This is a genomic window from Streptomyces sp. NPDC038200, assembly GCF_055600785.1.
In genome coordinates, this window is the sequence record NZ_JBVJYH010000013.1 from 40,033 (window position 1) to 52,405 (window position 12,373).

Here is a 12,373-nt window from a genome sequence, read left to right on the forward strand (position 1 = left end):
TCCTTACTTGGGGAGGGATTCGAGAGAGGGGCCGAGGATCCAGCTGGCGATCTCTCGGATCGCGCCGTCACCGCCGGGGACGGTGGTGACCGCGCGTGCGGCGCCGCGTACGACGTCATGAGCGCTCGCGACCGCCACGGGCCAGCCCACGAGGGCGAAGCAGGGGAGGTCGTTGACGTCGTTGCCGACGTAGAGCACGCGCTCCGGCGCGATGCCCTGCTCCTCGCACCACTGCTTCAGCGCGAGGTCTTTCCGGTCGATGCCGTGCAGCACGGGGATCTGCAGCTTCCGTGCGCGGGCGGCGACGACCGGGTTCTGTTCCGTGGACAGGATGAGCATCTTCAGGCCGCTCCTGCGGAGGGCCGCGATGCCGAGTCCGTCGCCGCGGTGCACGGCGACGAACTCCCGTCCGTCGGAGTCGATCAGCACCCGGTCGTCCGTCTGGGTGCCGTCGAAGTCCAGTACGACCGCGTCCACGTCGTCGGCGGTCGGCAGCGCACCGGGACGGTCCGCGTCGAAGAGGGGTGCGAGGGCCCGGGCCCGCGCCAGGTCGTGCGGGTCGTCGATCTCCAGCACCCGGGCCGGGTCGGTGCGGACCAGTTCGGTGTGGCCGAAGAAGCGGTGGCCCTGCGCGCGGAAGCCGGCCGCGTCCATGGCGTAGGCGGCGCCGGTCTCCAGGAAGTCCTGGGGGCGGTCCTGGCGGCGCGGGCGGTAGGACTTGTCGTGGTTGACGCCCACGCCGCCCTCCGCCTGCTCGTCGCCCTGGCGCCAGACGAAGCCGTGGAAGGGGGCCACGGTGACGGCGGTGTCGGCGCCGTTCTCGGCGACCGCGGCGGCCACCGCGTCGATGTCCTCGCGGACGATGAACGGGCTGGTGCACTGCACGAGCAGGACCACGTCGACCGGGGCGCCGTGCAGCGCCTCGTGGGTGTCCATGGCGTGCCGGACGGCGGCCTCGGAGGTGGCCGTGTCGCCGGCGATGGCGGCCGGGCGCAGCACGACCTCGGCGCCGGCCTCCCGCGCGGCGGCGGCGATGGCCTGGTCGTCGGTGGAGACGACGACGTCGGTCACCAGCCGGGTCGCCCGGCACTCGCGCACCGCGCGGGCCACCAGCGGGACACCGCCCACGGGGGCGAGGTTCTTCGCGGGCACGCCCTTGGATCCGCCGCGCGCGGGGATCACCGCGAGTACCCGCCGGACCGAGGCTCCTGGGCCCGCTTCCGAGTTCGACATGGGGTCTACTCCTTGCAGTGAGGTCACAGCTCGCCCATCCGTCGGATCACAGGGGCGACCCGCTGGACGCCGTGCCGGTAGGCGCCGCGCGCGGCCCGGCGCACGATCTGCCGTACGGGGCCGGGCGCCTTGTCGGCGGCGGGCGCGCCGGGCAGCGGTACGCCGTCGGGGCCGAGGTGGTGGCGGGCGAGGATGCCGGGCAGATAGCCGGGCGCTGTCTCGGTGGTGTAGTAGGGGTTCAGGGGCGGGAGGCCGCCGGGGCGGTCGAGCAGCTTGGCGATGCGCTCGCGGGCGGTGTCGAACGCCGTGGCGTACGTTCCGCCGCCGGCGGCCACGCCCTGCCGTGCCACCCACTCCTCGTCCGGCACCGGCCGGTGCCCGGCGTCGAGCTGCTCCCAGGAGGCGAGGCAGCCGGAACCGGTGAAGTGGTGGTTGCCGAGCGCTTCGCGGACCCCGAGGTCGGTGAGGACGGCCGTGGGGATCCGGCGGTGCAGGGCCTCCAGGGCGGCCGTGGAGCTGACCGTGACGAGCAGGTCGGTGCGGTCCAGCACCTCGCCCATGTGCCCGTACACCAGCCGGAAGTTGGCCGGTGTGTCCGCGCCCTGGACCAGCTTCTGGTACGGCAGTTCCTCGATGTGGGTGGTGTGCTCGCCGGGCTTGGAGCGCAGCTTGAGCAGCACCTCGCGCTCGGGGTGCTTGCGGGCGTGGTCCATGAGGCGGCCCAGCAGGTACGTGCGGTCGCGGCGGTTGTCCGGGACCGACGGTTGGGCCGCGAACACCACGGTGTACGGGTCGTGTTCGCCGGTGTAGGGCTCGCCGCCGAGGAAGGGCAGCGCGACCTCGGTGACCGAGGAGGCGTCGGCGCCCACGCCCTCGTACACGGCCCGGAACCGGTCCGCGTCGTGGCGGGAGTTGGCGAGGACGAGGTCCGCGCCGTGCCGCAGCAGCAGCCCGTCGGCGAGCTTCTCGTAGACGACGCCGACGTAGCCGGTGACGACCACGGGGCGCTTCCCGGAGCCCCAGGCGGCGCGCAGTCCGTGCAGCATCGCCTGGACGCCGCCGCCGACCAGGGCGAGGACGAGGACGTCGTAGGGGGCTTCGGTGCCTTCGGTCATCGCGCGCAGGAACTCGACGCCGGTGACCTCGCGCAGGGAGTCCGCCTGGACGCCGACTTCGCCGAGCTGGCGGGCGGTTGGAGTGGCGCGTCCTCGCAGGAGGTAGCCGTCGAGCCGGACCTCGGCAGCCGCGGGAGTGAGGCGCTGCGCGGTGAGCGCGCCCCACTTCCACCGGGTGTCGGAGTCCGCGAGGACGGCGACCCGCAGGGACTTCGTAGCACTTGCTGGCACGTCCAAGACGCTAGGAAGGCATTCCGAGGATCCGCCCAACCTGAATGCAACAAACGGTTAACAGCACACCGCCGAATGGCGAACCGGGCCGCGATCGGGCGCGGAACAAGCCTGGTTCACGGCTTCGCCATGCTTCGTTCACCTGGTATCAAGAATGCCGTCAAGACGAATGCCGGGCCGCGGCCTAACGTCCATGTCGTGGTCAAGCTCTCCGTCATCGTGCCGTTCTACAACGTGCAGCAATACGCGCCGGACACACTGAGGAGCCTCAGTGCGAACACGCGCGGCGACTTCGAATTCATTCTCGTCGACGACTGTTCGCGCGACGGGACACCAGACATTCTCGCGCGCGCGGAACGCGAACTGCCCGGAGCGGTACTCGTCCGGCACGAGAAGAACGGGGGGCTCGCCACCGCCCGTAACACCGGCATAGACCGGGCGCGCGGTGAATACCTGACCTTCCTGGACGGTGACGACTGGCTCGCCCCGGGCTACTACGAGCGGCTGTTGGCCGCCGTCGAGGGCCTGGGCTGCGACTTCGTGCGCACCGACCACGTGCAGTGCACGGCGCGGGCGCGCAGCGTGCACCGGGTGCCGGTGGGACGGCGCGACGTGGTGCTGGACCCGCGGCAGGCGATCCTGCCCGCCGACCGTTCGACATCCGTCGACTACGCGTTCGCCTGGGCTGGCATCTACCACCGCCGGCTGCTGGACCGCGGCCTGCTGCACTTCACCGACGGGCTGCGCACGGCCGAGGACCGGCCGTGGATCTGGAAGCTGCACCGCGAGGCGGAGTCCTTCGCCGTGGTCAACCTGCTCGGTGTGTTCTACCGGCGCGGGGTCGCCTCGTCGCTCACCCAGATCGGTGATGTCCGGCAGCTCGACTTCATCCGCGCCTTCGACCAGGTGATCGCGGAGACCGCCGCGGACCGGGACGCCGCCACCCTGCTGCCGAAAGCCGTGCGCACGTACTGCGCCATCATCTCCCATCACCTGGGATCCATCGAGAGGTTCGAGCCCGCGGTGGCGAAGAAGCTGAAATCCATGAGCGCCGAGGCGCTGCGCCGCATGCCGCAGGACGTACTGGACGAGGCGCTGGACTCCATGGACATCCAGCGCTCCGCCAAGCTGCGCCGCCTGCGCCGCCGTTCCGTCCCCGCGGGAGCCGCCGCGTGACCACCCAGATCTTCCAGGCGTCGACGCTGTACGGCACGGCCACGCTCGCCGCCGCGCTGGACTCCGGCCGCTTCGCCCCCGCCGACCGGCGGATCCTGCTGGTCTGCAACAACGCGGCCACGCCCGAGACGGCACCGGCCCTGGACGAGATGCCCGGCTTCGAGCGGCTGCGTGACCGCTTCGACGACGTGATCTCGTACAACGAGACCATCTTCCCCTTCCACCCGGGCGGCTGGTCTCCCCGCGGGGACGACCTGCCGCTGTGGCAGCGCTTCCTGCGTCACGAGTGGGGACTGGGCGACGACGACGTGCAGTTGGCGGTCGAGTCGATCCAGGTCAACCCGTCGCTCGCGCTCGCGCAGATCTTCACCGGAGTCCCGGTCACCGTCTACGCCGACGGCTTGATGAGCTACGGCCCCACCCGCAACAAGATCGATCCGCTGGTCGGCACCCGCGTGGACCGTGTGCTCCACCTCGACCTGGTGCCGGGTCTGAAGCCGCTGCTGCTCACCGAGTTCGGCGTGCCGTCCGAGATCGTGCCGACGGACGACTTCACCAAGGTGCTGACCGAGCTGGCTCCCCTCGGCGACGACCTGCCGGAGATCGAGGAACCCGCGCTGCTGCTGGGCCAGTACCTCTCCGCGCTGGACATCCTCACCGCCGAGGAGGAGGAGGACCTGCATGTGCGGATGCTGAGGGGCGCGGCCCGACTCGGCCACACCAGAGTGGTGTTCAAGCCGCACCCCTCCGCCCCGGCCCGCTTCACCCGCACTCTGGAACAGGCGGCGGAGCAACTCGGCGTCGACCTGACCGTCCTCGACACTCCCGTCCTGGCCGAGGTGCTGTACCAGCGGTTGCGCCCGGCACTGGTGGTCGGCTGCTTCTCCACCGCCCTGCTGACCGCCTCCGCGCTGTACGGCCTGCCCGTCGCGCGCGTCGGCACCGAACTGCTGCTGGAGCGGCTGACGCCGTACGAGAACAGCAACCGCGTCCCCGTCACCGTCGTCGACGCGCTGCTGCCCGACCTGGACGACCGCACGGCGGTCACCGAGCAGCGCCGGGGCGCGGACGTGACGGCGCTGGGCCGGCTGGTGAGTGCCGTCGGCTTCGCGATGCAGCCGAAGATCCTGCCGAGACTGCGCGCGGAGACCGAGCGGTTCCTCGCCGCCAACCTGGACGAGAAGACCCTGCGCTACTTCAAGCGCAAGCGTCTGACCGCGCTGGCGCTGCCGGGCGGGCTGCCCGCCCAGATGGCGTTCATCCCCCGCAACGCCACCGTCCGCCGTGTGGCACGCAAGGCGCGCAGCCTGCGCCGTTCCGTACGCCGCTGATGCGTTCCTTTCCGGGGCAGGGGCGGGTCCGGGACCGGACCCGCCTCTTTCGGGCGAACAATGAGTGGACAGCGGCTTGCCGGGAGTTCACCGAAATGTGGGGGCGGGTGGAGAAAAGGGAAACGGGACGACGCACGGGTGAACCGGTCGGCACGTCCGGGGAAATGCTCGGCGTCACGGGTACGGCTTTCACGGGACTCGCCCAGGTGACGGCGGTACGGTCCCTCATGCCGGGGATATTCACAAGAATTCTTTGATGATCGGCGGATAGTCGGGTAAGCGCCGGACACCATGTCTGCTTCGTCTCCCGCAATCGCCTCCGCCGCCCCCGCTCCCGCTCCCGCTCCCGCACCCGCACCCGCACCCGCACCCGCACCCGCACCCGCACCCGCACCGGCGAGCGTCGCGCCCCGCTCCGCCGACGGCCGGCCCGCCCCCGGCAAAGGCCCGAGCCGGCTGCTCGCCCTCGACGGCATGCGGCTGCTCGCCGCGCTGCTGGTCTGCCTCTACCACTACGCCGGACGCGGCGGCACGGTCTCCGAAGCCTGGCACCGGGCACCGTCGCAGCTGTTCCCCACCCTGTCCCGGGTGGCCGTCTACGGCTGTCTGGGTGTGCAGTTCTTCTTCGTCATCAGCGGGTTCGTCATCTGTATGAGCAGTTGGGGCCGCACGCTCGGCGACTTCTTCCGCTCCCGGGTCGCCCGCCTCTACCCCGCCTACTGGGTCGCCCTGGTGCTGGTCACCGGCGCGTCCCTCGCGCTGCCGGCCGTCGTCCACGCCGTGCGGCCGGACGAGTTCCTGGTCAACCTGACCATGCTGCAGCAGCCGATGGGCGCGCCACGGGTGCTGGGGGTGTGCTGGACGCTCTGGGTCGAGGTCCGCTTCTACGCGCTGTTCGCCCTGCTCGTCGTCGTACGCGGCGTCACCTACCGCCGCGTGGTGCTGTTCTGCGGCGTGTGGACCCTGGCGGCCGTCCTGTGCCGCACCGCCGGCAGCCCACTGCTCGACCAGGTCGTCATGCCCGACTACGCCCCGTTCTTCATCGGTGGTCTCGCCCTCTACCTCATCCACCGCTTCGGCGGCGACCTGCTGCTGTGGGGCATCGTGGCCACTTCCTGGCTGCTCGGCCAGTACACCGCCACGCGGGGCCTGTGGCACGAGGGAGCCCATGGCGATCCGGCGCGCAGCCCCCTCGTCATCCTGCTGATCGTCACCCTCGCCTTCGCCGCCGTCGCCGCCGTGGCACTGGGCTGGACCCGCCGCGCCGACTGGTCCTGGCTGGCCACGGCGGGCGCGCTGACGTACCCGTTCTACCTGGTCCACGAGCACCTGGGCTGGTTCGTCATCCACGTCCTGCGCGGTGCCCTCGGTCTGCCCGCGTGGCCGACACTCGGAGCGACGGTCACCACCATGCTGGCGCTGGCCTGGCTGACGCACCGCTTCGTGGAGAAGCCGTTCGGCCCCCGCCTGAAAAGGGCGCTGAAGAGGTCTCGCACCCCTGGCATCACCGTGTAGGTCGCCGCGCGGAAAGGCGGGCGGGCCGGGGCCGGACCCGGCGAAGCGTCACGCGCCGGCGAGCGACAGCTTCACCGCGAACCCGAGGAACAGCGCGCCCGCCGCCGAGGTGGCCGTCGCCGACAGCCGCTTGCGGCGGCGGAAGGCGGCGGCGAGGCGGGTGCCGCCGAATATCAGCGCGCTCAGGTAGAGGCAGCTGGCCAGCTGGGCGAAGGAGCCGAGGACGACGAAGGACAGGGCCGGGTAGGCGTAGCCCGGGTCCACGAACTGCACGAAGAAGGCGACGAAGAACAGGATCGCCTTGGGGTTGAAGAGGCTCACGACGAAGGCGCGGCGGAAGGGCCGCTCCTCGGTGACCGTGGCGGGCACGGCCTCCTCCGCGGCCAGCTCCCGCCGGGTGCGCCACATCACCCACGCCGACCGCAGCATCCCGATCGCCAGCCAGGTCAGATAGCCGGCGCCGGCGTACTTCACGATCCCGAACAGCAGCGCGTTGCCCTGGAGCAGCGAGGCGACCCCGGCCGCGGACAGCGTCATGAGGACCGTGTCCCCGCACCACACACCGGCGGCGGCCGTGTAGCCGGGCCGCACACCGCGGCGGGCGGCCACGGACAGGACGTAGAGGGAGTTGGGACCGGGCAGCAGGACGATCAGGATCAGGCCTGCGAGGTAGGTGGGGAGATCGATGACGCCGAACATGGCATGGAGTGTCGCACGGGGGTACGACAACCCGGTCCGGGGGCGTGCCCGCTCGGGCGTGCGCGGCGACAGCCCGGCCCGGAACGCGTCCGATCGGAAGGAGTTCGATCGGAAGGAGTTCGATCAGAAGGAGTTCGATCAGAAGGAGTTCGATCAGAAGGAGTGCAATCGGACGGAGTCAGGAGAATCCGGTCAGAAGGAATCCGACGGCACGTGGCTCCCCCAGACCTCCCGCAGCGCCCCGCACACCTCCCCCACCGTCGCCCGCTCCCGCAGCGCCTCCTTCATCGGGTACAGCACGTTCTCCTCCCCCGCCGCCGCCTTCTTCAGCGCGGCCAGCGCCGCGTCCACCGCGCCCTGGTTCCGCCCGGCCCGGAGCGCGGCCAGGCGTTCCCGCTGCCGCTCCTCGATGGCGGGATCCACCCGCAGCGGCTCGTAGGGCTCCTCCTCGTCCAGCCGGAAGCGGTTGACACCCACGACCACCCGCTCACCGGCGTCGGTCTCCCGCGCGATGCGGTACGCGTTCCGCTCGATCTCGCCCTTCTGGAAGCCCCGCTCGATCGCCGCCTCCGCGCCGCCGAGATCCTCGACCCCGCGCATCAGGTCCAGCGTGGCCGCCTCCATCTCGTCGGTCAGCTTCTCCACGGCGTACGAGCCCGCGAACGGATCCACCGTCGCCGGTACGTCCGTCTCGTACGCCAGCACCTGCTGTGTCCGCAGGGCCAGCCGTGCGCTCTTGTCCGTCGGCAGCGCGATCGCCTCGTCGAAGGAGTTGGTGTGCAGGGACTGGGTGCCGCCCAGTACGGCCCCGAGGGCCTGCACCGCCACCCGGACCAGGTTCACCTCCGGCTGCTGGGCCGTCAGCTGGACCCCCGCCGTCTGGGTGTGGAACCGCAGCATCCAGGACTTCGGGTCGCGGGCGCCGAACTCCTCCCGCATGACGCGCGCCCAGATCCGCCGTGCCGCACGGAACTTGGCGACCTCCTCCAGCAGCGTCGTACGGGCCACGAAGAAGAAGGACAGGCGCGGGGCGAACGCGTCCACGTCCATGCCCGCCGCCACCGCCGTACGGACGTACTCGATGCCGTCGGCGAGGGTGAAGGCGATCTCCTGCGCCGGGGACGCGCCCGCCTCCGCCATGTGGTAGCCGGAGATCGAGATGGTGTTCCACCTCGGGATCTCCGCGGTGCAGTAGCGGAAGATGTCCGCGGTCAGCCGCAGCGAGGGCCTGGGCGGGAAGATGTACGTGCCGCGCGCGATGTACTCCTTCAGCACGTCGTTCTGGATCGTGCCGGTCAGGCGGTCCGCCGGGACGCCCTGCTCCTCCGCCACCAGCTGGTAGAGCAGGAGCAGCAGCGCGGCCGGGGCGTTGATCGTCATGGACGTGGAGACCTCGCCCAGCGGGATGCCGTCGAACAGCACCCGCATGTCCTCGATCGAGTCGACGGCCACACCGACCTTGCCGACCTCGCCGTGCGCGAGGGGCGCGTCGGAGTCGTGGCCCATCTGGGTGGGCAGGTCGAAGGCGACGGACAGGCCCGTGGTGCCGTGGGCGATGAGCTGCCGGTACCGGGCGTTGGACTCCGCCGCCGTGCCGAAGCCCGCGTACTGGCGCATGGTCCAGGAGCGACCGGTGTACATGGTCGGGTACACCCCGCGGGTGAACGGGTACGCGCCCGGTTCGCCCAGTTTCCGGTCCGGGTCCCAGCCGGTCAGGTCGGCCGGCCCGTAGACCGGCTCGATCGGCAGGCCCGACTCCGAGTCACGTGTCATGGATGCCTCCGCAGGACGACCGGTACTCCTCACCATGCCCCGGAGTCCGGCGCGGGTCACGCGGGAAGCATCCCCGGCATGAGGATTCCGGGGAGACCTGCCGCCCTGCTCGCCTCGGCCGCCGCGCTCGCCGCGCTCTGCGGGTGCACGGTGCAGCCGACGGACGCCGAGGGGAAGCACGGCCTGCCGGCGCGGACGCGCTCGCCCGACAGCCGCGGCCCCGCGCCCGCGGACAGCCCCGCGCCGGCCGCACCCGCCGCGCCCGCCGCACCCGCCGCCACGCCGGCGCCGCGGGTGCTGTGGTCGCGCGGGGACAGCGGGCCGGCCGTGCGGGAGCTCCAGGCGCGGCTGCGCCAGGTGGCCTGGCTGACCGCCGGGCCGACGGGGTCGTACGGACCGCTCACCGAAGTGGCGGTGAAGGGCTTCCAGGGCAGGCGGGGGCTGCCGCGGACCGGCGCGACGGACACCGAGACCTGGCGGCGGCTGCAAGCGATGACCCGTCCGCCGCGCACCTGGGAGCTGTATCCGATGGGCGGTCAGCCGGCCGCCGCGCCGGACCCGCGCTGTCGGACCGGCCGGGTGCTCTGCATCAGCAAGAGCAGCCGGACGCTGCGCTGGATGATCGACGGACGGACGCTGTCCACGATGGCCGTGCGCTTCGGCGCGCAGTACACCCCGACCCGCGAGGGTGTCTTCTCGATCTATTGGAAGTCACGGCACCATGTGTCGACTCTCTATGACTCGCCGATGCCGTACGCGATGTTCTTCAGCGGTGGCCAGGCGGTGCACTACTCGTACGACTTCGCGGCGCGCGGCTATGCGGGCGGCTCGCACGGCTGTGTGAACGTCCGGGACGAGGCGGCGATCGCCCTGCTCTTCGCCCAGGTTCGGGTGGGGGACAAGGTCGTCGTGTCCTGGTGAGCTGCGGGGCGCGGGCGGGACCGGGGGAACGTGTCCCGCCCGCGCCAGGTGCACGAGCCACGGGTACGGGGGGAACCCTGGCTCAGTGCGACGGCCGATGACCAGTCGGCTCACTCAGTACTGCGTCCCGGGGTCCAGAAACGTCACACCTTGAGCCAAGAAATTTTCCCGGCCGACAAAACCGCAGGTCAGAGGGCTGTGTACGAGGGATTCGGGGAGGGGATCTCCTGGTGCGCGTCCCCCTGCGCGGGGTCCGGGGCGAAGGCGGAGGGAGCGGGTGCGGCACCGCCGCGGTGCCGGCCGCGGGGGGCGTGGCCATGGCCGTGCCCCGGCCGGACGGAACCACCGTCGCCCCAGCCCCGGCCGCCGTCCTCACCCCGGCCGTCCTTGTCGCCGCCCTTGTCCCCGCCTTTGTCGCCGCCCTTGTCCCCGTCTTTGCCGCCGCCCTTGTCCCCGTCTTTGTCGCCGCCCTTGTGCCCGCCCTTGTCCCTGTCCCCGCCTCTGCCCTTGCCGTCGCCGCCGGCCGTGCCGCCGTTCGCGGTGCCGGAGGCGGAGTCGCCGGTGGCCAGCAGGAACTTGCAGTACCTGGTCACCCGCGCGGAGCCGCCGGCCAGGTTCTCCAGCGCCCGCTTGCGGCCGGCGTCCAGGTCCCTGCCCTCCCGCAGAGCGCGGCAGGCCTCGGCGACGCGGAGCCGGCCCGGGCCGGGCGTCGTGGAGGGCGAGCCGGAACCGGGAGCGGTGCTCCGGCCGGTGCCGTCGTCCTTGCCGGCGGCCTCGTCGGAACCGGTGTCGCGGCGCCCCGCGGTATCGCCGTCCGGCGTACTCGTGCCGGTCCCGGCGCCCGGTGTGACCGACGGCGACGCGGGGGTGAGCGGCTGCCCGGAGGTCGTGTCGGTGGAGACGGAGGCGCCGGGGCGGGGGTGTTCGTCGTGGAAGGGCGTGGGCAGCGCCCCGCTGCTCGCGGCCACGGCGACCCCGCCGAGCATGCCCGCGGCCAGCGCGGCGGCGAGGGCCAGCCGGACCGGGCGGCCCCGGCGGGGGCGCCCGGCCTGGATTCCGGAACGAGGCGGGGCCCCGATCCGGACCAGGCCGGCGTCGACGCCGGGTACCGGTGCACGGGCGGCGGGGGCGGCATGGGCGGCGGCGGTGCGCTCCGCCTCGGCCGCCTCCCGGGCCTTGCGGAACGCGGCCAGGGCACCCTGCTCACCAGGGAGTTCACCGGGGGCGGCAGCCGCCTCCGCGGACAGCGCACCGAGTGCTTTGGAGAGACGTTCGGCCTGGTCACGAGCGACAGGGTCGACGGCTTCCAGTGACTCGCCGCGTAGGAGACGTTCCGCCGTCTCACGGTTCAGCCACTTGTACTGCTCGTCGGCCATCACATGTCCTTCTGCGTCCGCGTACGCATTTGCGTCACAGTTGCGGACGTCACCGCGTCGCGCCGCGGTTCTCTCTGCGGGGGGAGCGCGTCGAGCACATCCGACGATTCCGGATCCGCGCCGATCAGCTCCGCGAGCCGCTTCAGACCGCGGTGTGCGGCGGTGCGGACGGCCCCCGCGCGTTTGCCGAGCGTCTCGGCGGCGGTCTTGGCGTCCAGGCCCACGACCACGCGCAGGACGACCGCTTCGGCCTGGTCCTGCGGGAGCCGGGCGATGAGGGAGAGGGTGCTGTCGGTGGCCAGGGCCTCGATGGCCTCGCCGGCCGTGTCGGACTCGGCGGCCCGGCCGGTCAGTTCCGTCTCGTCGCCGCCTATGGCGGGACGACGGCCGCGCATGCGTATGTGGTCCAGGGCGCGGTTGCGGGCGATCCGGGCGGCCCAGCCGCGGAACCGGTCGGCGTCCCCGCTGAAGCGGTCGAGGTCGCGGGCGATCTGCAGCCACGCCTCGGAGGTGACGTCCTCGGCGTCCGGGTCGCCGACCAGCGTGCGTACGTATCCGAGCAGCCGGGGGTGCACGGCGCGGTACACCGTACGGAACGCGGTCTCGTCCCCGTCCTGTGCCGCACGCACCGCGGCGGTCAGCTCCGCGTCGTCCCCCAGCACCGTACTCCCTTTACGCCTGTCTTCGGTCGGCGCGAAAGGCACGTTACGGCGTTAAACCGCTGCTCGTCCATGTCCGTAGAAGATGCAACTAACTCGTGACCGGGTTCGGATGTGCGCAGGGTGAGGACGAGACGTGGTCGGGTGTGACAGAAACCGCACTCACGGCGCTGAAGAGAGTACGGGCCGTGCGCGGCCCGTCCGCGCGACGGCCGGGGCCTCTCCTGTGGGGGGTGGCGGCCCCGGCCGTTGCTTCGAAGAACCTATCCGACCTGCGGCGACGCGGGCACCGCCCGCTGCCCCACGCGGACTTCGCCCCCCGCTCCCCAGCGAGCCGCCTTCCC

10 protein-coding genes are annotated in these 12,373 nt (G+C 72.0%); 4 read left to right on the forward strand and 6 right to left on the reverse strand.

Annotated elements, in window-relative coordinates; all coding sequences use genetic code 11:
- Nucleotides 1–3: 3 nt before the first annotated feature.
- A complete protein-coding gene (locus tag ACZ7KF_RS25090; RefSeq protein ID WP_471079148.1) occupies nucleotides 4–1,233 on the reverse strand; it encodes a cytidylyltransferase domain-containing protein in 1,230 nt (409 codons plus the stop codon).
- 23 nt (nucleotides 1,234–1,256) lie between these two features.
- A complete protein-coding gene (locus ACZ7KF_RS25095; RefSeq protein ID WP_471079151.1) occupies nucleotides 1,257–2,579 on the reverse strand; it encodes a DUF6716 putative glycosyltransferase in 1,323 nt (440 codons plus the stop codon).
- 198 nt (nucleotides 2,580–2,777) lie between these two features.
- Between ACZ7KF_RS25095 and ACZ7KF_RS25100 the strand changes: the two genes are divergently transcribed.
- The 3 genes from ACZ7KF_RS25100 to ACZ7KF_RS25110 all read left to right on the forward strand — a co-directional run bounded on the left by ACZ7KF_RS25100 (nucleotide 2,778) and on the right by ACZ7KF_RS25110 (nucleotide 6,601).
- Nucleotides 2,778–3,755, forward strand: a complete 978-nt coding sequence (locus ACZ7KF_RS25100; protein ID WP_471079154.1) for a glycosyltransferase family 2 protein — start codon at nucleotides 2,778–2,780, stop codon at nucleotides 3,753–3,755.
- On the forward strand, nucleotides 3,752–5,086 hold the full coding sequence (locus ACZ7KF_RS25105) for a polysialyltransferase family glycosyltransferase (protein ID WP_471079157.1): 1,335 nt from the start codon (nucleotides 3,752–3,754) through the stop codon (nucleotides 5,084–5,086). The genes ACZ7KF_RS25100 and ACZ7KF_RS25105 overlap by 4 nt, the downstream gene beginning before the upstream one ends.
- A gap of 291 nt (nucleotides 5,087–5,377) precedes the next feature.
- On the forward strand, nucleotides 5,378–6,601 hold the full coding sequence (locus ACZ7KF_RS25110; protein WP_471079160.1) for an acyltransferase family protein: 1,224 nt from the start codon (nucleotides 5,378–5,380) through the stop codon (nucleotides 6,599–6,601).
- A gap of 48 nt (nucleotides 6,602–6,649) precedes the next feature.
- Here ACZ7KF_RS25110 and leuE read toward each other — a convergent pair whose 3' ends face one another.
- Nucleotides 6,650–7,300, reverse strand: coding sequence for a leucine efflux protein LeuE (leuE, locus tag ACZ7KF_RS25115; RefSeq protein WP_471079163.1), 651 nt, complete (start codon nucleotides 7,298–7,300; stop codon nucleotides 6,650–6,652).
- Nucleotides 7,301–7,492: 192 nt separating this feature from the next.
- Nucleotides 7,493–9,073 (reverse strand): acyl-CoA mutase large subunit family protein, encoded by a 1,581-nt coding sequence (locus ACZ7KF_RS25120; RefSeq protein WP_471079166.1) that lies wholly within the window; start codon nucleotides 9,071–9,073, stop codon nucleotides 7,493–7,495.
- Between the two features lie 78 nt (nucleotides 9,074–9,151).
- On the opposite strand from ACZ7KF_RS25120, the gene ACZ7KF_RS25125 reads away from it, so the two are divergent.
- Nucleotides 9,152–9,994 carry a L,D-transpeptidase family protein gene (locus tag ACZ7KF_RS25125; protein WP_471079169.1) on the forward strand — a complete coding sequence of 281 codons (843 nt, stop codon included), beginning with the start codon at nucleotides 9,152–9,154 and terminating at the stop codon, nucleotides 9,992–9,994.
- Nucleotides 9,995–10,182: 188 nt separating this feature from the next.
- Here the strand turns inward: ACZ7KF_RS25125 and ACZ7KF_RS25130 are convergent, their stop codons facing one another.
- Both ACZ7KF_RS25130 and ACZ7KF_RS25135 read right to left on the reverse strand, forming a co-directional pair.
- Nucleotides 10,183–11,370, reverse strand: a complete 1,188-nt coding sequence (locus ACZ7KF_RS25130) for a hypothetical protein (protein WP_471079172.1) — start codon at nucleotides 11,368–11,370, stop codon at nucleotides 10,183–10,185.
- A complete protein-coding gene (locus ACZ7KF_RS25135) occupies nucleotides 11,370–12,032 on the reverse strand; it encodes an RNA polymerase sigma factor (RefSeq protein ID WP_471079175.1) in 663 nt (220 codons plus the stop codon). Before ACZ7KF_RS25135 ends, ACZ7KF_RS25130 begins: the two co-directional genes overlap by 1 nt.
- Nucleotides 12,033–12,373 lie beyond the last annotated feature (341 nt).